Origin of the sequence: Variibacter gotjawalensis, assembly GCF_002355335.1 — a bacterium.
In the GTDB taxonomy this organism is placed as follows: Bacteria; Pseudomonadota; Alphaproteobacteria; order Rhizobiales; family Xanthobacteraceae; genus Variibacter; species Variibacter gotjawalensis.
In genome coordinates this window covers 3,308,208-3,329,449 of the sequence record NZ_AP014946.1, presented here as the reverse complement: position 1 = coordinate 3,329,449, position 21,242 = coordinate 3,308,208, and the positions used below count along the sequence as shown (strand labels likewise).

The window sequence follows — 21,242 nt, the reverse complement described above, 5'->3', positions numbered from 1 at the left end:
CTGCGCGGCTCATGCCCGCGCATGGGCGGCGCGCGAAATCCGCGCCGGTAGCGTCATCGCGCGCTTTTCGAAGCTGTGCCACGTGGCGTAACCGATCGCGACTGTAATAACGAAGGCAAGAGCCATCGAAGGCCAGAATGCGCCAACGAGCAGCAGCGCAAATTGTTGCACGGGCCAAGCGAAGACGTAGATGCCGTAGGATGCATCACCGCCACGCGCGAACCACGCTAGGAGTTTTGTACTGCCGAGGCCGATAACAGCGGCCGCAAGCGCTATCGCGCTGAGTGCGGTTTCTTCGTCGGTCACGCGACGCACCGTAAAGGCGACCACCAAGCCGGCGATGCCGAGCGGAATCGCGAACCTGCTGATGTGCGGCCACAAGATTGCGAGCAAGGACCCTGCGAGGAAATAAGCGCTGAGGCGGAAGAGGTCGTCGCTTTCCAGGGGGCCCAGCATGAAGTCAACGTCTTCGCTCTGGCAGTAGAGCCAGATCGCTGCGATCGCGAGCGCCGCAATGGTTACGGCAATCCCGCTGAAGCGGCGGCCGACAAAAAACAGCGCGGCGAGCAGCACGTAGAGCCAGAATTCGTAGGGAAGAGTCCAAAGCGGGTCGTTGATGTCTTGCCGTTCAGCATTTCCGAATACGCCCGGGATGAATTTGGTGACGCCGCGAACGAACATTGCGAGGTTCTCGGCGACGTATGAGGTGTGCGCAGAGAGATGCGCGCCGTTGCGATACCAGATGAGCGTCGTGAGCGATGAGACGATCAGCACGAATGCGAGGTTCGGCATGATGCGGAAGAAACGCGCGGCGAAGAACCGCACCCAATCTGTCGAGCGCTGCAACGACTGGCAGATCAAAAATCCGGACAACGCGAAAAATATCGCGACGCCGAATTGGCCGAAGTCCGCTCGGTAGCCCGGCACGATCGGCTCATCGAAACCGGCGAGATCGAAGTGATGGCTGTAGAGCACACACGAAGCTGCGAAAAAGCGTACGAAATCGTAGCTATTCTGCGTGCGCGGATCGTCGTGCGGGTACGGCATATCGACGCGACGATAAGCGCTTGCAAGTCGGCTGGCTAGCGATGCTATGATCCTCCGACACAACAATAAATCGAGGATCGAACCGATGAAAACCGCTCAGCAAATGGTCGACGAGGCAAACGCGGTGGTGCCGCGTATTTCGCCGGATGAGGCCAAGGCGATGGTCGGGAAAAGCGATGTTCTGTTCCTCGATGTGCGCGAGCCGTCCGAAGTTGCCGCAGCGGGCAAAGTTCCGGGCGCCGTGAATATCCCGCGCGGTCTCGTCGAGTTCCGCGCCGATCCGAGCTCGCAGCTTCACGACAAGAATTTCGATCGCAGCAAGACGATTGTCGCCTATTGCGCGTCGGGCGGACGCTCCGCGCTCGTCGGCAAAACGCTGAAGGAACTCGGCTACGAGAAGGTGTTGAATCTCGGCGGCTTCAAAGGTTGGGTCGACGCCGGCGGCGACGTGGAGAAGTAAGTGGCCAACGCCGAGATCGACGCTATCCGGAAGCTGCTGACGTCGAAGGCGCGGCCGGTCGGTTGGAGCGAGCGGCGTCAGCGCATCGAAGAGGTCGGTGCGGCGTTTCCAATCGCGAGCGATATCAAACTCGAAGAAGCCGATTGCGACGGGGTGCGGGCGGAGTGGTCGCTCGCGCCCGGTAGCGATGCGTCGCGCGTTTTGCTGTTCTTCCACGGTGGCGGGTATTGTTCCGGCTCGATCGTCAGCCATCGCAGCATGGTAACCGAGGCAGGACGGGCGGCGGGTGTCCGCACGCTGGCGGTCGAGTATCGGCTTGCGCCGGAGCATCCTTATCCCGCCGCGCATGAAGACGCGCTGAAGGCGTGGCGATTCTTGCGCCAGCGCGGCTTTGCGCCGGAGCAGATCATCGTCGGCGGCGACAGCGCGGGCGGCAATCTCACGGCGTCGCTTGTGCTGAAGTTGCGCGCGCTTGGCGAGGCATTGCCGGCGTGCTGTTGGCTCGCATCGCCGTGGCTCGATCTCACGATGTCGGGCGAGACGCTGGTGTTGAAAGATGGCGTCGATCCGCTGATCCACAAGCCGTATCTCGAAGAACTCGCGAGCGCCTATGCGGGTTCGGCGAGCCGCAACGATCCCGGTGTGTCACCATATTTCGCGGACGTCACCGGATTTCCGCCGACGCTGATCCAAGTCGGCTCGGCGGAAACGTTGATCGACGACGCGGTGCGTTTCGCACGCAAACTCGGCATCGCCGATGTGCCGGTCACGCTCGAAATTTGGCCGGACATGATCCACGCCTGGCCGCTGTGGAACGCGAAGGTCGCGGAAGGCCGGCGCGCGCTCGAACACGTCGGCCAATTCGCCAAGCGCTGGCTGCGTTAGGCCGCGCGCTCGAACACGGCGGCGACGCCCTGGCCGCCGCCGATGCACATCGTCTCCAGCCCGTATTTCGCGTCGCGGCGGACGAGCTCGCGCGTCAGGTTCGCGAGGATGCGGCCGCCGGTCGCCCCGATGGGGTGGCCGAGCGAAATGCCGGAGCCGTTGACGTTGAGGATGTCGTGGCGGCTGTCTGTATCGCTCCAGCCCCAGCCCTTGAGTACGGCGAGCACCTGCGGCGCGAAGGCTTCGTTGAGTTCGACGACGTCGATGTCTTTCCACTTCAGGCCGGTGCGGCCGAAGAGGCGCTCCACGGCCGGGACGGGGCCGATGCCCATGCGGCTCGGCTCGCAACCGGCGGCGGCCGCGCTGTGGAAGTAAGCGATCGGAGTGAGGCCGAGTTCGTCGAGTTTATCCTCGGCGACGACGAGGCAGGCGGCGGCAGCATCGTTCTGCTGGCTCGCATTGCCGGCGGTGACGACGGCGCCCGGAATGGTCTTCGCTTCGATGGCTTTGAGCGCGCCGAGAGATTCCAGCGTCGCGTCTGAACGATAGCCTTCGTCGTGCTTGAACATGACGGGCTCGCCCTTGCGCTGCGGCACCGGCACCTCGACGAGCTCATCGTCGAACAGGCCGTTCTTCCACGCGGCCGCCGCGCGCTGATGCGAGCGCACTGCGTAAGCGTCCGACGCCTGGCGCGTGATCTGATAATCGCGTGCGAGGTTTTCGGCCGTCTCAATCATGCCGGAGATGACGCCGAAGCGTTCGATCGGCTGCGACATGAGGCGCCCGCGGGTGAGGCGATCGTGCAGCATCATGCCGCCGGCGCGCGCGCCGCGGCGGCCTTCGGTCGTGTAGTATTCGACGTTCGACATCGACTCGACGCCGCCGGCCACGACCACGTCCGACATGCCCGTCTGAATCATCTGCGCCGCGTTGACGATCGCCTGCAGGCCGGAGCCGCAGCGGCGGTCGAGTTGATAGCCCGGCACCTCGATCGGCAGGCCCGCGGCGAGCCACGCCCAGCGGCCGACCGCCGGCGCTTCGCCATTCGCGTAGCCCTGCGAGAAGACGACGTCGTCGACGCGCGCCGGATCGATCTTGGTGCGCTCCATCAGCGCTTTCAGAATGACGGCGCCGAGATCGCCCGCATTGAGCGCGGCGAGGCTGCCGCCGAATTTACCGACGGCGGTGCGGATCGGGGAGACGATCGCGGCGCGACGTAACGTCATGGTGGTTCTCCGAATGATTTTCCGCGAGTTGCCGGGTTCCGCCGTGTGCTGTCAAGCTGAGCCTTGCGGCGTTCCTTGAAGCGAAACGGCGGTCAGCATTTTCCGCTGCGGAGCGATTTCGAGAGCCGCGCGACAATCGGGTCGTAGGCTTTCGCAACGGCTTTGTCGTATTCGAGGCGAAAGAAAGCGGCGGCGTCGTCGCATCCGACTATAGCGCGCGTGTAGAAGATGCGGCCGTCCTTGGATCCTGACCAGACCGCCCATATGGGCTGATCTTTCCGGTAACTCACATTCCAGCCATCGCGGCTGTCCAACCCAACGCGCGAGGCGATTTCGTCGCTGAAGCGCGTGTTCGCCAGGTGAGTGCCCCAGACGAGGAACTCCGCTTTTCCGTCAGGCGAGGACGCGCTGCCGCCGTCGCCATTCTCGGCTTCCTCAAGCTTGGAGAAGCCGGGCGGGATATCGACGAAGTATTTGAAGCGCGCGTTGCCGTAAGTCGTCCACGCCGCCGCAAGCGCGGTGGCGCAGGAGGCGGCGAGGATCAGGACGGCAAGCGCGCGCTTTCGCATCGGTCATTTTCCGAGGTGGCGGTCGAAGAATTTTCCCATGTCGGTGAACACCTCTTTGGTCTCCGGCGCCGTGTGGTCACGCAGATAATGCGCGTGGCTTTGGCCTTCGTAAACGTTGAGGTCCGCGATCACGCCGGCCTGGCGCAGCTTGCGGTGGACGCGGACGGTGTTGGAGAGCAGGAGATCGCGCGTGCCGCTGGTGAGGATCGTCGGCGGGAAGCCGCCCATGTCGCCGTAGACCGGCGAGAGCAGGGGATCCTTGAAGTCGCGCCCGTTCGCGTAGACCTTGGTGCCCGCATCGCAGAACCCGTCGCGCGAGACCAGCACGTTGTCGACCATCTCGTTGGTCTGGAAAGTGTCGCCGGCCTTCGTCACGTCGGACATCGGTGTGCCGGACGAGATCGCGCCCGGCATCGGCAGCTTCAACTCTTTCGCCTTAAGCACCATAGCGAGCGTCAACGCGCCGCCCGCCGAGGTGCCGAGGATGCCGATATTCTTCGGCTTCACCTTCTGCTTGAGCAGCGCCTTCCAAACCGTGATGCCGTCGTCGAGCGCGGCTGGGAAGTACGCTTCCGGCGGCATGCGATAATCGACCGCCATCACCTTGAAGCCGCCGAAGGCCGCGATCATCACGGCTTCGGGCAATCCGGCTTCGCGCGGATTGAGCACGTAGCAGCCGCCGTGCATGTGGATCAGCACGCGGTTCTTATTCTGCGGCAGGATTTTCTCGGGCGTGACGACGAAGACGCGGACGCCGTCGATGGTCTGCTTTTCGACCTTCACCTTCAGATCGTCGAGCAGTTTCGGCAGATTCTTGATGGTCGGCTCGGCGCCTTGGTCGGCGACGACTTTCCATTCCTCTCCGGTCTTCGGCTGAATGTTCCAGTTATTGCGCAGCGGTGCGCCGATCAGCTTCTGCACCTGCGGCGAGACGGTGTTCGGCACCGGCAGTTGCTTGGCCGGAACGTCGAGCGGCTGTTGAGCGAGTGCCGATGTAGCGACGAGCGAGAGCAGGGCCGTGAGAGCTGCGCGCATGGTTCCTCCGTCAGTTTCTTGTGGCGCGGAGGCTATGCCGGGCGATGGCGAAAGTGCGAGAGCGCCGCGTGGGGATCAGCCCGTCGCGGCGTGCATTGCTTGGCTTGTCTGAGATCGTAGCCCGGATGAGCGAGGCGTAGCCGAGCGATATCCGGGAGCTGAGTTCGCGGTTCGCTCCGGCCCCGGATGTCGCGCGCGCGTTGCGCGCCGCTCATCCGGGCTACGGGCCTCACACCCGGGTCGACCACCAGACCGGGTAGTCCCAGCCCCAGGCGCGGGAGGGGAGGCCGACGATCTCGACCGGCACCTTCAGGCGATCGGAGATGCGGCGCGCGGCGGCGCGGAAGCGATAGAACTCGACGTTGTCCATCGTCGCCTCGGCCACTTCGATCTTGCGGCCGTCGCGCTTGACGATGTGAAGCTCGACGCTGTCGCCATCGCCGCGGAAATCGCCGGTGACGCGCAGGCACGCGATGTCGGTGGTGAAGAGGATGAGCTTGCCGTCGCGCCGCACCTGGCGGCGCGCCGCGTCGAAGTCCCAGTGCTCGCCGTGGATCAGAATCTTGAGGCCGCGATAGATCGGGTAGACGATGATGGCGAGCCCGGCGCCAAACGAGAGGACGAGGATCGCGGCCTTCGCCCAGCCCGGCAGAAGGTCGAACGGCGGCAGCCACGAGCCTTGGGAGAAGTCGACCTGCCAGAGGCACCAGACGACGAAGCCGAGCGACGCCGTGAAGATCACGACGCGAAACAGCGACGGCGGCGCGCAGCGGCTGATGCGCACGCCCGTCGTGATGTCGCTGATTTTGATCTCTTGCATGGCCCAAGGCTCAAAGCGATCGGCGGGAGTTTAGGGGAGGTGGGTGAGGGAGGGGTTAAACTCTGAGGGCAATATGCATACCGCGCAGTATTTAATTGTGTTCAAAGAAGCTGACTAACTATCGCTTCTGCTCACGAGCAACCGAGCTGATTGTTTGATGGGTCCGTTCATTCTGAATATGTGTAAAAATCCGCTCTTTCAGTGAAGCGATATTCGAGAAGCTCCGAAGAGAACCTTTGGGTACACCGAACCTGGCAACTGCGAGGGCCTCAAGCAGCTTACGCGGCGAATTTTCATCGTTGGCTAATCGCTCTACTTCTTCGAGTGTGAGTTTCGCTACAGTTTCGTGCGGAGGGATCACAACGCTAGTTGCACTCGCATTTTTGGGCGCGGCATCGCGTTCGATGGCTTGTTCTACCTTTTCGGACCGGAGGTGCCGTAAGATCGCAGAATACGCGCGGAGGATGTCGTCCGACGCGTCAGCATGAACTAGAGATCTTCTATACGCGTCCAAGATGCGTAGCGCTTTCTGATAGGCAGTTTCCGCCCCTTCGTTCTTGGTAGTCATGATGCGTCGATCCGATCCTTCAACTCTTTACAAATCTTGCTCATCATGGTTTTGACGCCAAGGCGAGCGTTCTGCCCACCGTAGTTCCAAATCGGCCAACCCGCATTAACAGCTTCGGGTACGCCGATATAGTTTTCGCCAACGGTTGTGAGAAGACTGTTTTTCCATTTGCGTCTGAGCGCCGTGAGTTGTTCGGTGTGAATGTTGGTGTAGCCCGAGGCTGCACGACCAGCCTGCTTGACTAGAAACGGAACAATGGCTGCCATAGAGGTTTCCGACACGTAATTGTCAGGCGTTTGATCGTCGGTAACGCGGGCACTGGTCCTCAGATACTCGAGTTTCGCGTCGATCTTCAGTTCGACCAATCCTTGAAAGTGTGTGACGCCTCAACTCGAAAGTTCGTCTGGGATGACTGGGACTATGTAGCAGTTACTCGCTGCGAGGGCATTCTGACTCACTATCTTTGTTGCCGGGGGACAATCAAAAATCACGTAGTCGTATTTTTCCGAAGCCTTTATTGAGTCAAGCCAAGCCGCTAGCAAAGTGCGCTTTTCCCAGTCTGACAGCGCAGCATTCCCGTAATTGGTCGAAGCTAAGTCAATCTCAGTGTCGTCGAGCTCAAACTGCGCAGATACGAAGTCTAGGTTTGGATAGATATCGAATCTTTTGTCTCGTTCATGAAATGCATTCTTGACGATAATTTCGTCGCCTGGGAAAGCAACCTTACGATTGCAGAACGATTCGAAAATGCGATTCACAGTCGAATTTGAACGAACACGTTTGTCCCACAATGCCCTCAGAACCACTACAGATAAGCTCGACTGGTGGTCCACGTCGACCACCAAAACGCGGTGGTCTTTCGCGAGGAAGCAGGCAAGATGCAAGGATAACGTTGTTTTCCCGACGCCGCCTTTAAAATTGATGACAGAAGCTTTCTTCACGCTTTCCTCCGCTGATTGTTGGGAGGATGATACGAGGCCGAAGTTCTCTCTTAAAGAAAAATCTATCTCACTCCGCCGCCTCGCTCCGTTTCTTCGCGCGGGTCGGGCGGCGGGCCAGCACCTCGGCCAGGAACTGGCCGGTGTAACTCCGCTTCTCCTTCACGATCACTTCCGGCGGGCCTGAGGCGACGATCTCGCCGCCGCCGTCGCCGCCCTCGGGGCCGAGGTCGATCACCCAGTCGGCCGTCTTGATGACCTCAAGGTTGTGCTCGATGACGACGACCGAGTTGCCCTGGTCGGCGAGCTCGTGCAGCACCTCGAGCAGCTTGGCGACGTCGTGGAAGTGGAGGCCGGTGGTCGGCTCGTCGAGAATGTAGAGCGTGCGGCCGGTCGCGCGTTTGCAGAGTTCCTTAGCGAGCTTGACGCGCTGCGCCTCGCCGCCGGACAGCGTATTCGCCTGCTGGCCGACATGGATGTAGCCGAGACCGACCTGGCGCAGCGTCTCCAGAATGTTGCGCACGCGCGGCACCGCCTTGAAGAAATCGCAGGCTTCCTCGACCGTCATGTCGAGCACATCGGCGATCGACTTGTTCTTGAAGGTGACGTCGAGCGTCTCGCGGTTGTAGCGCTTGCCCTTGCAGACGTCGCAGGTGACGTAGACGTCCGGCAGGAAGTGCATCTCGATCTTGATGACGCCGTCGCCCTGGCAGGCTTCGCAGCGGCCGCCCTTGACGTTGAACGAGAAGCGGCCCGGCTCGTAGCCGCGCGCCTTCGCTTCGGGAAGGCCGGCGAACCATTCGCGGATCGGCGTAAACGCGCCCGTATAGGTCGCCGGGTTCGAGCGCGGCGTGCGGCCGATCGGCGACTGGTCGATGTCGATGATCTTGTCGATGTGTTCGAGGCCTTCAAGGCGATCGTGCGGGGCGGGTGCTTCGCTCGCATTGTTGAGCTTGCGCGCGACGGCGCGGTAGAGCGTGTCGACCAGCAGCGTCGATTTTCCGCCGCCGGAGACGCCGGTGATTGCCGTGAAGACGCCGAGCGGGATTTCCGCCGTGACGTTTTTCAGGTTGTTGCCGCGCGCGCCGACAACTTTGAGCCAACGCCCGCGTTGCGGCTCGCGCCGCTCCGGCACGTTGATGCCGAGTTCGCCCGTGAGATATTTGCCGGTGAGGGATGCCTTGTTGGCCATCACCTCTTTCGGCGTGCCGTGCGCGATGATCTGGCCGCCGTGGATGCCGGCGGCGGGGCCGATGTCGAACACGTAGTCGGCCTGGAGGATCGCGTCCTCGTCATGCTCGACGACGATGACGGTGTTGCCGAGGTCGCGCAGGCGCTTGAGCGTTTCGAGCAGGCGCGCGTTGTCGCGCTGGTGCAGGCCGATGGACGGTTCGTCGAGCACGTAGAGCACGCCGGTGAGGCCGGAGCCGATCTGCGAGGCGAGGCGGATACGCTGGCTCTCGCCGCCCGACAGCGTGCCGGAGGCGCGCGCGAGCGTGAGATACGTGAGGCCGACGTCGACGAGGAAGCGCAGGCGATCGCGGATTTCTTTCAGGACGCGGACCGCGATCTCGTTCTGCTTGTCGTTGAGGCGCGCGGGCAGCGAGGTGAACCATTCACCGGCCTTAGCGACCGACATTTCTGAGGCCTGGCCGATGTGCAGCCCGTCGATCTTGACGCAGAGGGCTTCCGGCTTGAGGCGATAGCCTTTGCACGCCTTGCACGGGATGTCCGAGAAATACTTGCCGAGTTCCTCGCGCGCCCATTCGCTGTCGGTTTCGAGGAAGCGGCGCTGCAGGTTGTTGATGATGCCTTCGAACGGCTTCTTCGTCTCGTAGGCGCGCATGCCGTCGTCGTAGACGAACTTGATGTCGCGCTCGCCGGAGCCGTAGAGGATCGCGTCGCGCGCGTCCTTGGAGAGATCCTTCCACTTCGCCGTGAGGCTGAAGCGGTAGGAGCGCGAGAGCGCTTCGAGCGTCTGCGTGTAATACGGCGAGGAGGATTTCGCCCACGGCGCGAGCGCGCCTTTCTTGAGGCTCAGCTCCTTGTCCGGGACGACGAGATCCGGGTCGATCATCTGCTCGACGCCGAGGCCGCCGCAATCCGGGCAGGCGCCGAACGGGTTGTTGAACGAGAAGAGGCGCGGCTCGATCTCCGGGATCGTGAAACCGGACACCGGGCAGGCGAACTTCTCCGAGAACATGATGCGCTCGGGGCCGGATTGGTCGTGGATCTTCGCGCCTTTGGTCTTCGATCCTTGCGGCGCGTCGGACTTCGCGGCCGGCGCTTCGCTGCCACCTTGCGCGACTTTGTAAGCGTCGGACTGGGCTTGGTCGGCGAATTCGGCGATCGCCAAGCCTTCGGCGAGCTTGAGGCACTGTTCGAGCGAGTCGGAGAGGCGCGTCGCGATGTCGGCACGGACGACGACGCGGTCCACCACGACATCGATATCGTGCTTGAATTTCTTGTCGAGCGCCGGGGTCTCGGCGATCTCGTGGAATTTGCCGTCGATCTTGACGCGCTGGTAGCCCTTCTTGAGGAACTCGGCGAGCTCCTTGCGGTATTCGCCCTTGCGGCCGCGCACGACCGGCGCAAGCAGATAGAGGCGGGTGCCTTCCGGCAGCGCGAGAATGCGGTCGACCATCTGCGAGATGGTCTGGCTCTCGATCGGCAGGCCCGTGGCGGGCGAGTAGGGCACCCCGATGCGCGCCCAGAGCAGGCGCATGTAATCGTAGATTTCCGTGACGGTGCCGACCGTCGAGCGCGGATTCTTCGACGTCGTCTTCTGTTCGATCGAGATGGCCGGCGAGAGGCCGTCGATCTGGTCGACGTCCGGCTTCTGCATCATTTCGAGGAACTGGCGGGCATAAGCCGAGAGCGACTCGACGTAGCGGCGCTGGCCCTCGGCGTAGATCGTGTCGAAGGCGAGCGAGGATTTGCCCGAGCCGGACAAGCCCGTGAACACGACGAGCTTGTCGCGCGGGATTTCGAGATCGACGTTCTTGAGGTTGTGTTCGCGCGCGCCGCGAATGGAAATCACGCGTTCGTCGGCGCGGCGAGGCTGCGCCTTGTCAAACCGGTCGGTCATTCTTCTGTTGTCCGCAATCTTGGGGGCGCTCGGCCGCGCCAGCTAGCTTCAGCGAACATAGGAAGAACGCAAGCCGTATGCCAGCCCCGCGCGGCGCATGGCCAGATTGAATTGTGGACACTCCAGAATCTGTCAGCAGTCTGGCGCTGGGAGCGTCGGCGTCGTCCAGATACCGGCATCTCCGTGATGGCGAGAATGGGCGGCTTCGCATAGACTTAGGCAGCGCTTTCGGCGCGGGGTGGCGACCCAGAACGAGAATAACGGGGGCGGCGGTGCCGGCCGAAGCAGCGGAATTGATCATAACCGAGAGGCTGCAGCATCGCGGTCCGGGAAAGCCTGACTACGTCCAGGAAAAGGTCGCGCTGCGGGAGCTTGCGCACCTGATGGCGGATAATCCGTCCGAGGTGCTGCCGCGCCTCGTCGAACTCGCGATGCGCATCTGCGACGCGGAGTCCGCCGGCATCAGTCTGCTCGAGCCCGCGACCGAAACGTTCCGCTGGATGGCGCTGGCCGGAAAGTTCCAAGTGTTTGAGGGCGCGACGACGCCGCGCTACGACAGCCCATGCGGTGTTTGTCTCGACCAAGCGCGGCCGATTTTGATGCAGCATCCGGAGCGAGAATACGCCTGGATCCGCGAGGCTGACCTCGTCGTGCCGGAGGTGTTGCTAGTGCCGCTCCTGATGAACGGCAAAATCCAGCTCGGCACATTGTGGGTTATCGCGCGCGCCGGCAAAGCGTTGAACGACGGCGACGCGCGTATTCTGACCGAGCTCGCCGTCTTCTCCGGCATCGCGCTGCAGGTGATCCAGACTGAACGCAATCTCACGCGTGCGCTCGAGCAGCAGGAAACTCTGACGGAGGAGATGGGTCATCGCGTCAAAAACCTCTTTGCGATTGCGGACGGCATGGTGCGGGCAAGCGCGCGCGGCGCGACGACGCCCGCCGAGATGGCAAAGAATCTCTCCGGACGCCTGCATGCGCTCGCCGACGCGAATGCGCTCGTGCATCGCTCGTTCGATCCGGATGGTGTCGAGCGCAGCGGCGCGGAGCTGAGCGCACTGATCGTGTCGATCCTGAAACCGTATGGCCACAGCGGCCGTGTTGCCGGACCTGAGGTCAAGCTTGGCGACAACTCGACCAACGCCATTGCGCTCGTGTTTCACGAGCTGGCAACGAACTCGGCGAAATACGGCGCTCTCGGCGCGGAGCGCGGCGAAGTTTCCGTCGAGTGGAATGTCGTCGACGGCGTGATCCAGCTTAGCTGGCAAGAAAGCGGCGGACCCGCGATCAGCATCAAGCCGACGCGCAAGGGTTTCGGTTCGACGCTGGTGGAGCGAACCGTACGTAATAACGGCGGCGCAATCGACTTCGATTGGCAGCCCGCTGGTGCGCGCATAGCAATCGCGGTTCCGCTCGCCTCGCTGCAGCGGTAAGACACTTTCCGAAAATGAAAACGAAGCGCCGCGATGAAGCGGCCACGGAGGATCCATGCGCCTGAAAGATAAGATCGCGGTCATCATCGGTGCGGGCCAGGGGCCGGGCACCGGCATGGGCAACGGGCGCGCGACGGCGATCCGTTTTGCGCAAGAGGGTGCGACGGTGCTGTGCGCCGACCGCGACCTCAAGTCGGCCGAGGAGACGGTCGCGTGGGTCGCAAAGGAAGCAAAGGGCGCCGGCAAAGCGGCCGCACTCGAAGCCGACGTGATGACGGAAGCCTCCATGCAAGCGATGGTAAAGCATGCGGCGGACACATATGGCCGCATCGACGTGCTGCACTACAACGTTGGCGTCAGCCTCGGCGGCGGCGATGCCTCGCCGACCGAGATCACCGTGGAAGCGTTCGATCGTGTCGTCGCGATCAACCTGCGCGGCATGGTGCTCGCCGCAAAGCATGCGCTCCCGGTGATGCGGAAGCAACAGAGCGGCGTCATCCTCGGTATATCTTCGGTCGCGGCGTGGGAGGTTTATCCTTACGTCACCTACAAGGCGACGAAGGCCGCGATGGTCGCGTACATTCAGCAGCTCGCCATCCATAACGCCGAGCATGGCGTGCGCGCCAATGTGATCCTGCCGGGCTTGATGGATACGCCGATGGCGGTGGACACCCGTGCGCGTCACGCCGGTAAAACCCGTGACGAGATCGCCGCCGCGCGCGACGCGAAAGTGCCGCTGCGCCGCAAGATGGGAACGGCGTGGGATGTCGCCAATGCGGCGCTGTTTCTTGCCTCGGACGAGGCGAATTTCATCACGGGCGTTTCGTTGCCGGTCGACGGCGGCGCGCTGGTGAATGTGGGGTAGGCACTGTCCTTACGCCGGTGATCGCGATACTGAGAGGTCTGAAACGATTGCCGAGTCCGAACTTGCACCAGCCTGTTGCAGAACCGCGCTCCCTCGCGGCCGATTGGTCGACCCAAGCGGCTGTGATGGGTCTCATCGTCGCGATCGTCGGCTATGGCAGTTCGGTCGCGATTGTCGTGCAGGGGCTGACCTCGGTCGGTGCGACGCGCGAGCAGGTGATCTCCGGACTCATCCTGGTTTCGCTGGCGAAGGGGCTCGTCGCCGTCTGGGCAAGCTGGACGACGCGCATGCCCATTTCAATCGCTTGGACGACGCCGGGGCTCGCGCTCGTCGCCACGACAGGCGCGATGGCGGGCGGATTTCCGGCAGCAGTCGGCGCCTTCATCGTGGCGGCGCTGGCTATAGCGGTTACGGGTGTGTGGAAACCCCTCGGCGAGCTCGTCGCGCGCATCCCGAAGCCTATTGCGAATGCGATGCTGGCGGGCGTGTTGTTCAAGTTCTGCCTCGCGCCTTTCGTCGCGCTCGGGCAGGTGCCGCTGACCGCGCTCGCGGTGCTGGTCGTGTTTCTGGTGATGACCCGCGTCGCGAAGCTTTACGCGGTGCCGGTGGCGGTGGTCGTCGCGTTGGTGGCGACGGCGTTAACGTCCGGTGGTGCCGCGATGCCCGCACAGGTGTTGCCGCATGTTGAGTTCGTCGCGCCGGTCTTCGCGCTCGACGCGCTGATCTCAATTGCGCTGCCGCTGTACCTCGTGACGATGGCGTCGCAGAATATTCCGGGCATCACTGTGCTGCACACCTTCGGCTATCAGCCGAATGCCGGGAAGATTTTGATGGCGACCGGTCTTGCCTCCGCCGGCACAGCGCTCGGCGGGGCACCGACGATCAACTTCGCGGCGATCACGGCCGCGATGTGCGCGGGGCCGGATGCGCATCCCGATCCGGCAAGGCGTTACATCGCCGGCATCATGGCGGGCGTCGGTTACATGACGCTCGGCTTGTTCTCGGCGATCACGGTTTCGGTAATGCTCGGATCGCCGCCCGTGCTGATCCTCGCTGTTGCGGGACTGGCGCTGCTTGGATCGTTCGGCGGCGCGCTCAACGCAGCGCTCGGCGACGAGACGATGCGCTTGCCCGCGATGGCAACGCTGTTGACGACGGCGTCCGGGCTTTCGATTTTTGGGGTCGGCTCGGCGTTTTGGGGTTTGGTGATAGGGGTCGCGTTCGCGGTCGTACTGCGCTGGCGATGAGCCGTGTCCGGATCGCGCTGCGTTTCCCGTATCCCCTGGTGAGGCATCAACAAGGACGCATCATGCGCAAACTGCTCACCACGTTTACGGTCTTGCTGGCGACGGCGAGCGTCGCATTCGCGCAGAATTTCTCCGAACCGCAGCGTAACGCGATGGAGAAAATCGCGCAGGCTTTCGCCGGCGTGCAGGTGTGTACGCGTTACGTGATCAACGAGCGCATGGTCAATCTGATCGGCATTCGCTTCAACATGCCGATCTCTGACCCCGCCGTGATGAAATACGTCGAGGAGCGCGCGATCTTCCATCGCAAGCGCATCCAGGGACGCAGCGAGGACGATATCTGCGGCTCGATGACAAGGCTCTATGGACCCGAAGGGACCGACGCGAAGGGGCTCGTCGTCGCGAAGCGCTAATGAAAACGCGGCGACCTTTCGATCGCCGCGCTTCTCACCTGGAGAGTGAGTCCACTCAGTGGCAGACGTTTAGTGGCAGACGCGAGTCGTGTTCACGATCTTGCGACCATGACGGAACTTCACCACCTTACGAACGTGGCAGTGACGCCGGCGCGCCGACGTGTCGACATCGACGCGCTTCGTAACCGTGATCCCGTGCACGGCATGCGCGGACGCCGGAGCGGCGAGCATCGGCAAGCTGAGCAGAGCGGCGCCACCAAGAGCGATCAGTGTCTTCTTCATTTCGTATCTCCTACCAAGTGCTCATCAACTTGAGCTGTCGGCGACTCTAGAAGACGCGCCGTGAACGCAGAATGAATTGCCAAAATGTAATGATTTGCAGTCGCTGCGTTGCACATGGCACCTGGACTGTGCCAAGAATTCATCAACACGCCGCACACGTTGCGGTGCAACGAACGAAGGGCCGGAAATGCTGCTGGGCGCAATCGCGGATGATTTCACGGGCGCGAGCGATCTTGCGAACACACTCGCGAAGGGCGGGATGAAAACCGTGCAGTTCGTCGGCGTGCCGCGCGAGAAGGGGATCGCGTGCGATGCCGGAGTCGTTGCGCTCAAAACGCGTTCGATCGCCGTGAAAGATGCGGTCGCGCAATCGATCGAAGCGCTCGATTGGCTGCTCGCGCAAGGCTGCGAGCAGATCCTGTTCAAATACTGTTCGACATTCGACTCGACGAAAGAAGGCAACATCGGTCCAGTCGCGGAAGCGCTACTCGACAAGATGAAAGCGCCGATCGCGGTCGTCTGTCCGGTGTTTCCGGCGACCGGACGCACGCTGTTCGACGGGCATCTCTTCGTGCTCGGAAAATTGCTTTCGGAGTCCGGAATGGAGAAACATCCGCTGACGCCGATGACCGACCCGAACATTCAGCGGTGGCTACGTTATCAGACGAAGGGCGAGGTCGGACTTGTACCGTATTCGACGGTGCGACAGGGCAGTGCAGCGATCAAAACCACGCTCGATAAACTCGCGGGCGAGGGTACACGGCTCGCTGTGGTAGATGCGGTGGCAGATGAGGATCTGCTGGCGATAGGCAGCGCGATCACGGGCCACAAGCTGGTGACGGGTGGTTCTGGCATTGCTCTCGGGTTGCCGGAGAATTTTCGCAAGGCCGGAAAGCTCGGCGCACAAGGATCGGCGTTTTCGGCGACGAGCGGGCCGGGCGTTGTGTTGTCGGGGAGCTGTTCCAACCAATCGCGTGCGCAGGTCGTCGCCTACACGGCGAAACATCCGGGCATTCACGTTGCGCCGGATGAGTTGATGAGCGGCGCGATGTCGGTCGATCGTGCGTTCACGGAAGCAATGCAGCGCCTCGCGCATCAGCCGATGATCTACACCACCGCCGATCCGGCGGAAGTCGGCGACGCACAGAAACGCTACGGGCGCGAGAAGATCGCGGAAGCGATCGAGGATTTCTTCGGCGAGCTTGCGGTGCGGTTAGCGCATGCGGGGGCTCGCCGGATCGTCGTGGGCGGCGGCGAAACGTCGGGTGCTGTCGTCACCGCGCTGGAGATCGATGCATTCGCGATCGGACCCGAGATCGCGCCGGGGGTGCCGGCGCTGGCGGAAACCGGAGAGCGCGGGCTGCGCCTTGCGCTGAAATCCGGCAATTTCGGCGGTACCGATTTTTATGACGACGCGCTCGGCGTGTTGGGCAAAGCATGAGCGAGCAGGCGGTACGCGATGCGCTGGTGAAGTGGGGGCGCTCGCTGTTCGAGCGCGGGCTCACGGCGGGATCGTCCGGCAACATCTCGGTGAAGCTCGACGACGGCTTTCTGGTAACGCCGACGAATTCGTGTCTCGGGTTTCTTGAAGCTTCACGCATTTCCAAACTTGCGCCCGATGGCAAGCACGTTTCGGGCGCTGCGCCGACGAAAGAATTGCCGCTGCACTTTGCGTTTTACGAGGCGAGGCCGCAGGCGAAGGCCGTCGTGCATCTGCATTCGACCTACGCGACGCTGCTGTCGTGTCTCGCCGATGCCGACCCTAACGACGCGATCCCGCCGATCACGCCGTATGTCGTGATGCGCGTCGGACGCGTGCCGATCGTGCCGTATACGAAACCGGGATCGCCGGAGGTCGCACCTTACATTCGCGACAAGGCGCCGGAGCATGCGGCGATCCTGCTCGGTAATCACGGGCCGGTCGTCGCGGGGCCGTCGCTCGAGGCCGCAGTATTCGCGGCGGAAGAACTCGAGGAAACCGCGAAGCTCGTGATCCTCGCGCGCGGGCTCAACGTGCGGCACCTGCCGGCCGAGGCGATTGCCGATCTCAACGCCAGTTTCAAACTCAAATAATCGGGACCAACGCCGATGCCGAAATTCTCAGCCAATCTCGGATTTCTCTGGCCGGATCGTCCGCTGCTCGAACGCATCGCGGCGGCGGGCGCGGCCGGGTTCAAGGCTGTCGAGTTGCATTGGCCTTACGACACGCCGGCCGCCGAGGTGAAGGCGGCGTGCGCGAAAGCGGGCGTGAAGTTGCTCGGCATCAATACTTCGCCGGGCGATGCCGCGAAAGGCGAGCGCGGGCTCGGCGCGGTTGCGGGGCGCGAGAAGGAGTTTCAGGCGTTCGTCGATCAATCCGTCGCGTGGGCGCGCGAAGCAGGCGCGACCGCGATCCACTGCATGGCCGGCAACCTGCCGCCGGCTGAGGCCGCGAAAGGCGCCGAGACGTTCGTGAAGAACTTGCGCGAGGCGTCCGAGAAAGCGCCGGAGCTGACGCTGCTGCTTGAAGGGCTTAACCCGCGGGATGCACCGGGCTATTTCTATCACACGATCGCGCGTAAGGCTGAGATCATCGAGATGACCGGCAAGCCGAACGTGAAAATCATGTTCGACGTCTATCATGTCGGTGTCAGCGAGGGGGACGTGCTGACCAAGCTGCGCAAGTTCATGCCGCTGATCGGGCATGTGCAGATTGCGGCCGTGCCGTCGCGCGCCGAGCCGGACGAGGGCGAGATCAACTATCAGGTGATCTATGCCGAACTGGATGCGCTGAAGTACGACGGTTGGGTCGGGGCCGAATACAAGCCGCGCGGCACGACCGACGCGGGGCTCGGCTGGATGAAGGCTGCGGGTTAAACGAAGAGACTGCCGAGCAGCAGGGCGACGACGACGGCGAGCAGCATCCAGCCGAAATGCTTACCGTTGGTGGCGATCGCATTCGCGGCGGCGGCATAGCCGTAAATGATGACGCCGACGATGACGAGGGCAGGGCGCGCGCTCGCCGGCAGCAGCATGGGTGTTGCGACCAAAAGCGCGCCGTAGGCCAGCCAATCCACCGTCGAGGCGTGCCAGACGAGATGGACCAGGCGGCGCCAGCGCGCGGGTTCGACCGTTGCGCTTGCGAAGACACGCGTTTCGCTGACGATGCCGTGGATGACGGCAACGAGCATTGCCAAGCCGCCGGCGCATTGGATCATCACGCTTTGCATCTTCTAGCTCCATACAGTAATGTATGGCGATGATGTCTTGGCCGGTCAGCTGAGTCAATACAGTAGTGTATGGTCGATATTAGGATGAACGAAAAACTTGGCGCGGCGGATTGGATCAAGGCCGGCTATTCGGCATTACGCACCGAAGGTTACGGGGCGTTGAAGGCAGACGTTCTGGCCAAGCGGCTCAACGTGTCGCGCGGAAGTTTTTATTGGCATTTCAGCGACATCGCGGCGTTTCATCATGCCGTGATTAAGCATTGGCGTGATCGAGCCACCGAAGTTGTCATCACCGAATTGCAGAAGCAACCGGCCGGCCGCGCGCGGCTCGAATGGCTGCTGCGCGGCGCGCTGCATTCGGACGCCGCGGCTGAGCCGGCGATGCGCGCATGGGCGGCGCATGACGAGGCGGCAGCGAAAGCCGTTGCGGCGGTCGATCGCCGCCGCCGCGGTACGATCGTCAAATTGCTGGAAGAGCAGGGCGTCGATCCTGCACGCGCAAAAGCGCTCGCCGCGATTTTCTACTGGACGTATCTCGGCGGTACGCTGACGAGCCGAAAGCTTCCGGCTCGCGAGGTCGACACCGTCGTCGAAGAACTGCTCGCGCTGGCGCGTCCGCGTTCTTGAACGTCAGTCGAGGTGGAACGTGCTGATGCGGCGGGCGACGATCATGTCTTTCGTCGCTTCGGCGAATTTCAGGAAGTGCGGCGATTTGAGATGCACGTCGAACGCCGCCTTGTCGTCGTAGATCTCGTACAGCGCGACGGCGTTCGGCTTGTCGGCCGGACGCAGGAGGTCGAACTGCTGGCAGCCGACCTCATCGTTGAATGACGCCTTGGCGTTTGTCTCCATCAGCGGCATGAACGCAGCGAATTTTTCCGGATCGATGTCGAACTCGACCCACACAACATAACGCGACACCGTTTCTCTCCCGGTTTGTTTTTTATCCGTGGTCAGCGTGTTTACGCAGACGGAGCGAGAACGCAACCAGGGAAACGCCGATGACGAGCGAGAAGGCTCCGATCGCCCAGGCGAGGCCGATGGCGCCGGGGCCCGGCGCGATCAGAATGATGAGGCCGAACAGCACCGAGACGATACCGGAGAGGACCAGCCACCATTCGTTGTCGATTTCCTTGCGCATCTGAATCGCGCCGACGATTTCGAAAACGCCGCGAACGATCGCCCAAACGCCGATGAAGGTGACGAGCAGGAGCGCGGTCAGACCCGGATAGAAGAATGTGCCGGCACCCGCTATGACGCCGGCGAGGCCGATGAGGACAAGCCACCAGGTCGGCATCGCCTCGGTGCCGCGGCCCTGCGCGGCGGCGATGAGAGCGAAGATGCCGTCGACCAGCACGAAGGCACCATAGAAGATCACCAGCGTCAGCAGGCTGAGGCCGGGCCACATGAAGGTGAGGACGCCGAAGATGATGCTGGCGATGCCGCGAATGAGGAACAGCCACCAGACCTTTGCGATAGCGTGAAGGCGGAGGCGGGGCGGGCGGACCGGAGTGATCGGTGGCTTGGTCGACGTGGCGTCTGTCATGACAGAATCTCCCCAGCGAGAGCACCAGACTACATCAGCGGTGGTGTTTGGCGACTCTGCAACCCATATCCTGGCTGATTTCGGCTGGCGTTCGCAGTTGCGCTCTTGCGGGCCGGATGATAAGAACAAATATAGAACGATGAGGCCGATGCAGAGCCGACACGGGTGTCGGAGAACGGCGCGCGAAGCTTGTGGATATTGCGCTTCCGGCAAGCGCCGCTGGATCGAAAAGAGTAGGGTGCGGCCAACCCTTGGAGAGGCAAGATGGCAGGTTCAGTCAACAAAGTGATTTTGATCGGCAACCTCGGCGCGGACCCGGAAATCCGCCGCACGCAGGATGGCCGCCCGATTGCAAACCTTCGGATTGCGACGTCGGAAAACTGGCGCGACAAAGCGACGGGTGAGCGCCGCGAGAAAACCGAATGGCACCGCGTGGTGATCTTCAACGAAGGTCTCTGCAAGGTGGTCGAGCAGTATGTGAAGAAGGGCTCGAAGCTCTACATCGAGGGCTCGTTGCAGACGCGGAAGTGGCAGGATCAATCCGGCCAGGATCGTTATTCGACCGAGGTCGTGCTGCAGGGCTTCAACTCGGTGCTGACGATGCTCGATGGACGCGGCGAAAGCAGCGGCTCGTTCGGCGGTGGCGATTACGACAGCGGCTCGAACAATGTCGACTTCGGTTCGTCCGGCCCGCGCAGCGGTGGCGGCGGTGCGCGCAAGCCCGCGATGGCCGGCGCCGGCGGTGGCCGTCGCGACGATATGGACGATGAGATTCCGTTCTAAGCGAGGGCAACCGCCAGCGTCCGTCCGACGGCGCGTTCGCTCTAATGCTCGCGGCTCAACCGCAATTGCCCAAACATAACGGGCTGTCATCCCGGCCAAGCGAAGTCGTTCGCGGCGCGCAAAAATGCGCGCTGGGAACAGGCAAGCGCGAGCCGGGATCCACGTATCCATTGCGTTCGCTGGGATACATGGATCCCGGCTCGTCCGGCTAAAGCCGGACGTCCGGGATGACACTCACGGGGGGTGGTGTGACAATAGTTTGCTCGGCCGCGATGACAACCAGTGACTATGCCCCAAACACGACGCGATGCATGATGCGGCCCGGCATGAAGGTGAAAATGCCGGCGATGATCAGCGCGCCGACATAGAGCGAGATCATCGTGATGCGGTGGCCGCGCACGTTATGGCGATGCGCGTACCACAGCCCGGCCGGCAGGCTGATCAGCGAAATGATCGAGAGAATGTGGATCGGGCTCCACGGGCCGAATAGCCGGATCTCCTGAATCCAGAACGACGACACGGCGACGATGAGCATCAACGCCGCCCAAATCCAGCCGAGCGTCCGGTGCGGCAGGGTGCCTTTCGGCGCGGCCAATTGGACGGCCCCGAGAACGAAGGCGCTCATGGCGGCGAAGGCGTGCGCCTGGATGGCCGGCGAGGCGGCAAGGAGCGGTTGAAGCGACATCGAGACAGACGTGGCTTTCTCCTGTGGGCGCTTGGACGCCGAAAGGGCGGATGCTCCGAGATGGCTGCGGAATCGAATATGTAAATGTACGTTACATTATGATGGAACGCAAGAGGCCTTGCGGTTGTGGGGCCGCATTGCCA

Annotated in this window: 25 protein-coding genes; 11 read left to right on the top strand and 14 right to left on the bottom strand. The window is 62.5% G+C overall.

The window, feature by feature from the left end:
• Positions 1 to 9: 9 nt before the first annotated feature.
• A complete protein-coding gene (locus GJW30_RS16200; protein ID WP_096357148.1) occupies positions 10 to 1,047 on the bottom strand; it encodes an acyltransferase family protein in 1,038 nt (345 codons plus the stop codon).
• A gap of 85 nt (positions 1,048 to 1,132) precedes the next feature.
• On the opposite strand from GJW30_RS16200, the gene GJW30_RS22855 reads away from it, so the two are divergent.
• Together GJW30_RS22855 and GJW30_RS16195 are read left to right on the top strand one after the other, a co-directional pair.
• Positions 1,133 to 1,507 carry a rhodanese-like domain-containing protein gene (locus tag GJW30_RS22855; RefSeq protein ID WP_172887594.1) on the top strand — a complete coding sequence of 125 codons (375 nt, stop codon included), beginning with the start codon at positions 1,133 to 1,135 and terminating at the stop codon, positions 1,505 to 1,507.
• Positions 1,508 to 2,392 carry an alpha/beta hydrolase gene (locus tag GJW30_RS16195; RefSeq protein ID WP_172887592.1) on the top strand — a complete coding sequence of 295 codons (885 nt, stop codon included), beginning with the start codon at positions 1,508 to 1,510 and terminating at the stop codon, positions 2,390 to 2,392.
• On the opposite strand, the gene GJW30_RS16190 is transcribed toward GJW30_RS16195, so the two are convergent.
• The 8 genes from GJW30_RS16190 to uvrA all read right to left on the bottom strand — a co-directional run bounded on the left by GJW30_RS16190 (position 2,389) and on the right by uvrA (position 10,636).
• Positions 2,389 to 3,618 (bottom strand): acetyl-CoA C-acetyltransferase, encoded by a 1,230-nt coding sequence (locus tag GJW30_RS16190; RefSeq protein WP_096357146.1) that lies wholly within the window; start codon positions 3,616 to 3,618, stop codon positions 2,389 to 2,391. The two genes, GJW30_RS16195 and GJW30_RS16190, sit on opposite strands and share 4 nt — an antisense overlap.
• A gap of 92 nt (positions 3,619 to 3,710) precedes the next feature.
• Positions 3,711 to 4,187, bottom strand: a complete 477-nt coding sequence (locus GJW30_RS16185) for a hypothetical protein (protein ID WP_096357144.1) — start codon at positions 4,185 to 4,187, stop codon at positions 3,711 to 3,713.
• A gap of 3 nt (positions 4,188 to 4,190) precedes the next feature.
• On the bottom strand, positions 4,191 to 5,222 hold the full coding sequence (locus GJW30_RS16180) for an alpha/beta hydrolase (RefSeq protein ID WP_096357142.1): 1,032 nt from the start codon (positions 5,220 to 5,222) through the stop codon (positions 4,191 to 4,193).
• Positions 5,223 to 5,451: 229 nt separating this feature from the next.
• Complete coding sequence (locus GJW30_RS16175; RefSeq protein WP_096357140.1) at positions 5,452 to 6,042, bottom strand: hypothetical protein; 591 nt, start codon at positions 6,040 to 6,042, stop codon at positions 5,452 to 5,454.
• A 118-nt stretch (positions 6,043 to 6,160) separates the two neighbouring features.
• Positions 6,161 to 6,610, bottom strand: a complete 450-nt coding sequence (locus tag GJW30_RS16170) for a hypothetical protein (RefSeq protein ID WP_096357138.1) — start codon at positions 6,608 to 6,610, stop codon at positions 6,161 to 6,163.
• Positions 6,607 to 6,876 (bottom strand): hypothetical protein, encoded by a 270-nt coding sequence (locus tag GJW30_RS16165; RefSeq protein WP_130364537.1) that lies wholly within the window; start codon positions 6,874 to 6,876, stop codon positions 6,607 to 6,609. The genes GJW30_RS16170 and GJW30_RS16165 overlap by 4 nt, the downstream gene beginning before the upstream one ends.
• Positions 6,877 to 6,996: 120 nt before the next feature.
• A complete protein-coding gene (locus tag GJW30_RS16160) occupies positions 6,997 to 7,551 on the bottom strand; it encodes a ParA family protein (RefSeq protein ID WP_157746768.1) in 555 nt (184 codons plus the stop codon).
• Positions 7,552 to 7,618: 67 nt separating this feature from the next.
• A complete protein-coding gene (gene uvrA, locus GJW30_RS16155) occupies positions 7,619 to 10,636 on the bottom strand; it encodes an excinuclease ABC subunit UvrA (RefSeq protein ID WP_096357132.1) in 3,018 nt (1,005 codons plus the stop codon).
• Between the two features lie 272 nt (positions 10,637 to 10,908).
• Here uvrA and GJW30_RS16150 point away from each other — a divergent pair, with 272 nt between their 5' ends.
• The 4 genes from GJW30_RS16150 to GJW30_RS16135 all read left to right on the top strand — a co-directional run bounded on the left by GJW30_RS16150 (position 10,909) and on the right by GJW30_RS16135 (position 14,594).
• Positions 10,909 to 12,069 carry a sensor histidine kinase gene (locus GJW30_RS16150; protein ID WP_197703738.1) on the top strand — a complete coding sequence of 387 codons (1,161 nt, stop codon included), beginning with the start codon at positions 10,909 to 10,911 and terminating at the stop codon, positions 12,067 to 12,069.
• Between the two features lie 55 nt (positions 12,070 to 12,124).
• Positions 12,125 to 12,934: an SDR family NAD(P)-dependent oxidoreductase gene (locus GJW30_RS16145; protein WP_096357130.1), complete on the top strand. Its 810-nt coding sequence runs from the start codon at positions 12,125 to 12,127 to the stop codon at positions 12,932 to 12,934.
• A gap of 62 nt (positions 12,935 to 12,996) precedes the next feature.
• Positions 12,997 to 14,181, top strand: coding sequence for a benzoate/H(+) symporter BenE family transporter (locus GJW30_RS16140; RefSeq protein ID WP_245408535.1), 1,185 nt, complete (start codon positions 12,997 to 12,999; stop codon positions 14,179 to 14,181).
• 62 nt (positions 14,182 to 14,243) lie between these two features.
• Positions 14,244 to 14,594, top strand: coding sequence for a hypothetical protein (locus tag GJW30_RS16135; RefSeq protein ID WP_130364535.1), 351 nt, complete (start codon positions 14,244 to 14,246; stop codon positions 14,592 to 14,594).
• Between the two features lie 69 nt (positions 14,595 to 14,663).
• Here the strand turns inward: GJW30_RS16135 and GJW30_RS16130 are convergent, their stop codons facing one another.
• The gene (locus tag GJW30_RS16130) at positions 14,664 to 14,876 is read right to left on the bottom strand and encodes a hypothetical protein (RefSeq protein ID WP_096357126.1); all 213 of its coding nucleotides are present in this window, start codon (positions 14,874 to 14,876) and stop codon (positions 14,664 to 14,666) included.
• 187 nt (positions 14,877 to 15,063) lie between these two features.
• Between GJW30_RS16130 and otnK the strand changes: the two genes are divergently transcribed.
• The 3 genes from otnK to GJW30_RS16115 are packed head-to-tail and all read left to right on the top strand — an operon-like array spanning position 15,064 to position 17,732.
• Entirely contained in the window at positions 15,064 to 16,317 is a 1,254-nt protein-coding gene (gene otnK / locus GJW30_RS16125) for a 3-oxo-tetronate kinase (protein WP_096357124.1), read from the top strand.
• The gene (gene otnC / locus GJW30_RS16120) at positions 16,314 to 16,949 is read left to right on the top strand and encodes a 3-oxo-tetronate 4-phosphate decarboxylase (RefSeq protein WP_096357122.1); all 636 of its coding nucleotides are present in this window, start codon (positions 16,314 to 16,316) and stop codon (positions 16,947 to 16,949) included. Before otnK ends, otnC begins: the two co-directional genes overlap by 4 nt.
• A gap of 15 nt (positions 16,950 to 16,964) precedes the next feature.
• Positions 16,965 to 17,732 carry a hydroxypyruvate isomerase family protein gene (locus GJW30_RS16115; RefSeq protein WP_096357120.1) on the top strand — a complete coding sequence of 256 codons (768 nt, stop codon included), beginning with the start codon at positions 16,965 to 16,967 and terminating at the stop codon, positions 17,730 to 17,732.
• Here the strand turns inward: GJW30_RS16115 and GJW30_RS16110 are convergent.
• Complete coding sequence (locus GJW30_RS16110) at positions 17,729 to 18,085, bottom strand: hypothetical protein (protein ID WP_096357118.1); 357 nt, start codon at positions 18,083 to 18,085, stop codon at positions 17,729 to 17,731. The genes GJW30_RS16115 and GJW30_RS16110 overlap by 4 nt on opposite strands.
• A gap of 84 nt (positions 18,086 to 18,169) precedes the next feature.
• Between GJW30_RS16110 and GJW30_RS16105 the strand changes: the two genes are divergently transcribed.
• The gene (locus GJW30_RS16105; RefSeq protein ID WP_157746767.1) at positions 18,170 to 18,712 is read left to right on the top strand and encodes a TetR/AcrR family transcriptional regulator; all 543 of its coding nucleotides are present in this window, start codon (positions 18,170 to 18,172) and stop codon (positions 18,710 to 18,712) included.
• Between the two features lie 3 nt (positions 18,713 to 18,715).
• Here the strand turns inward: GJW30_RS16105 and GJW30_RS16100 are convergent, their stop codons facing one another.
• Together GJW30_RS16100 and GJW30_RS16095 are read right to left on the bottom strand one after the other, a co-directional pair.
• The gene (locus GJW30_RS16100) at positions 18,716 to 19,006 is read right to left on the bottom strand and encodes a putative quinol monooxygenase (protein WP_197703737.1); all 291 of its coding nucleotides are present in this window, start codon (positions 19,004 to 19,006) and stop codon (positions 18,716 to 18,718) included.
• Positions 19,007 to 19,028: 22 nt separating this feature from the next.
• Entirely contained in the window at positions 19,029 to 19,631 is a 603-nt protein-coding gene (locus GJW30_RS16095; protein WP_096357112.1) for an HdeD family acid-resistance protein, read from the bottom strand.
• 264 nt (positions 19,632 to 19,895) lie between these two features.
• On the opposite strand from GJW30_RS16095, the gene GJW30_RS16090 reads away from it, so the two are divergent.
• Complete coding sequence (locus GJW30_RS16090) at positions 19,896 to 20,414, top strand: single-stranded DNA-binding protein (protein WP_096357110.1); 519 nt, start codon at positions 19,896 to 19,898, stop codon at positions 20,412 to 20,414.
• A gap of 286 nt (positions 20,415 to 20,700) precedes the next feature.
• Here GJW30_RS16090 and GJW30_RS16085 read toward each other — a convergent pair whose 3' ends face one another.
• Positions 20,701 to 21,099, bottom strand: coding sequence for a DUF2306 domain-containing protein (locus tag GJW30_RS16085; RefSeq protein WP_096357108.1), 399 nt, complete (start codon positions 21,097 to 21,099; stop codon positions 20,701 to 20,703).
• Positions 21,100 to 21,242 lie beyond the last annotated feature (143 nt).

Coding starts and splice junctions, on each gene's coding strand:
- GJW30_RS16200 (WP_096357148.1), bottom strand. CDS start 1,047: ATGCCGTACCCGCACGACGATCCGCGCACGCAGAATAGCTACGATTTC.
- GJW30_RS22855 (WP_172887594.1), top strand. CDS start 1,133: ATGAAAACCGCTCAGCAAATGGTCGACGAGGCAAACGCGGTGGTGCCG.
- GJW30_RS16190 (WP_096357146.1), bottom strand. CDS start 3,618: ATGACGTTACGTCGCGCCGCGATCGTCTCCCCGATCCGCACCGCCGTC.
- GJW30_RS16185 (WP_096357144.1), bottom strand. CDS start 4,187: ATGCGAAAGCGCGCGCTTGCCGTCCTGATCCTCGCCGCCTCCTGCGCC.
- GJW30_RS16180 (WP_096357142.1), bottom strand. CDS start 5,222: ATGCGCGCAGCTCTCACGGCCCTGCTCTCGCTCGTCGCTACATCGGCA.
- GJW30_RS16175 (WP_096357140.1), bottom strand. CDS start 6,042: ATGCAAGAGATCAAAATCAGCGACATCACGACGGGCGTGCGCATCAGC.
- GJW30_RS16170 (WP_096357138.1), bottom strand. CDS start 6,610: ATGACTACCAAGAACGAAGGGGCGGAAACTGCCTATCAGAAAGCGCTA.
- GJW30_RS16165 (WP_130364537.1), bottom strand. CDS start 6,876: ATGGCAGCCATTGTTCCGTTTCTAGTCAAGCAGGCTGGTCGTGCAGCC.
- uvrA (WP_096357132.1), bottom strand. CDS start 10,636: ATGACCGACCGGTTTGACAAGGCGCAGCCTCGCCGCGCCGACGAACGC.
- GJW30_RS16145 (WP_096357130.1), top strand. CDS start 12,125: ATGCGCCTGAAAGATAAGATCGCGGTCATCATCGGTGCGGGCCAGGGG.
- GJW30_RS16135 (WP_130364535.1), top strand. CDS start 14,244: ATGCGCAAACTGCTCACCACGTTTACGGTCTTGCTGGCGACGGCGAGC.
- GJW30_RS16130 (WP_096357126.1), bottom strand. CDS start 14,876: ATGAAGAAGACACTGATCGCTCTTGGTGGCGCCGCTCTGCTCAGCTTG.
- otnK (WP_096357124.1), top strand. CDS start 15,064: ATGCTGCTGGGCGCAATCGCGGATGATTTCACGGGCGCGAGCGATCTT.
- otnC (WP_096357122.1), top strand. CDS start 16,314: ATGAGCGAGCAGGCGGTACGCGATGCGCTGGTGAAGTGGGGGCGCTCG.
- GJW30_RS16115 (WP_096357120.1), top strand. CDS start 16,965: ATGCCGAAATTCTCAGCCAATCTCGGATTTCTCTGGCCGGATCGTCCG.
- GJW30_RS16110 (WP_096357118.1), bottom strand. CDS start 18,085: ATGCAAAGCGTGATGATCCAATGCGCCGGCGGCTTGGCAATGCTCGTT.
- GJW30_RS16105 (WP_157746767.1), top strand. CDS start 18,170: ATGAACGAAAAACTTGGCGCGGCGGATTGGATCAAGGCCGGCTATTCG.
- GJW30_RS16095 (WP_096357112.1), bottom strand. CDS start 19,631: ATGACAGACGCCACGTCGACCAAGCCACCGATCACTCCGGTCCGCCCG.
- GJW30_RS16090 (WP_096357110.1), top strand. CDS start 19,896: ATGGCAGGTTCAGTCAACAAAGTGATTTTGATCGGCAACCTCGGCGCG.
- GJW30_RS16085 (WP_096357108.1), bottom strand. CDS start 21,099: ATGTCGCTTCAACCGCTCCTTGCCGCCTCGCCGGCCATCCAGGCGCAC.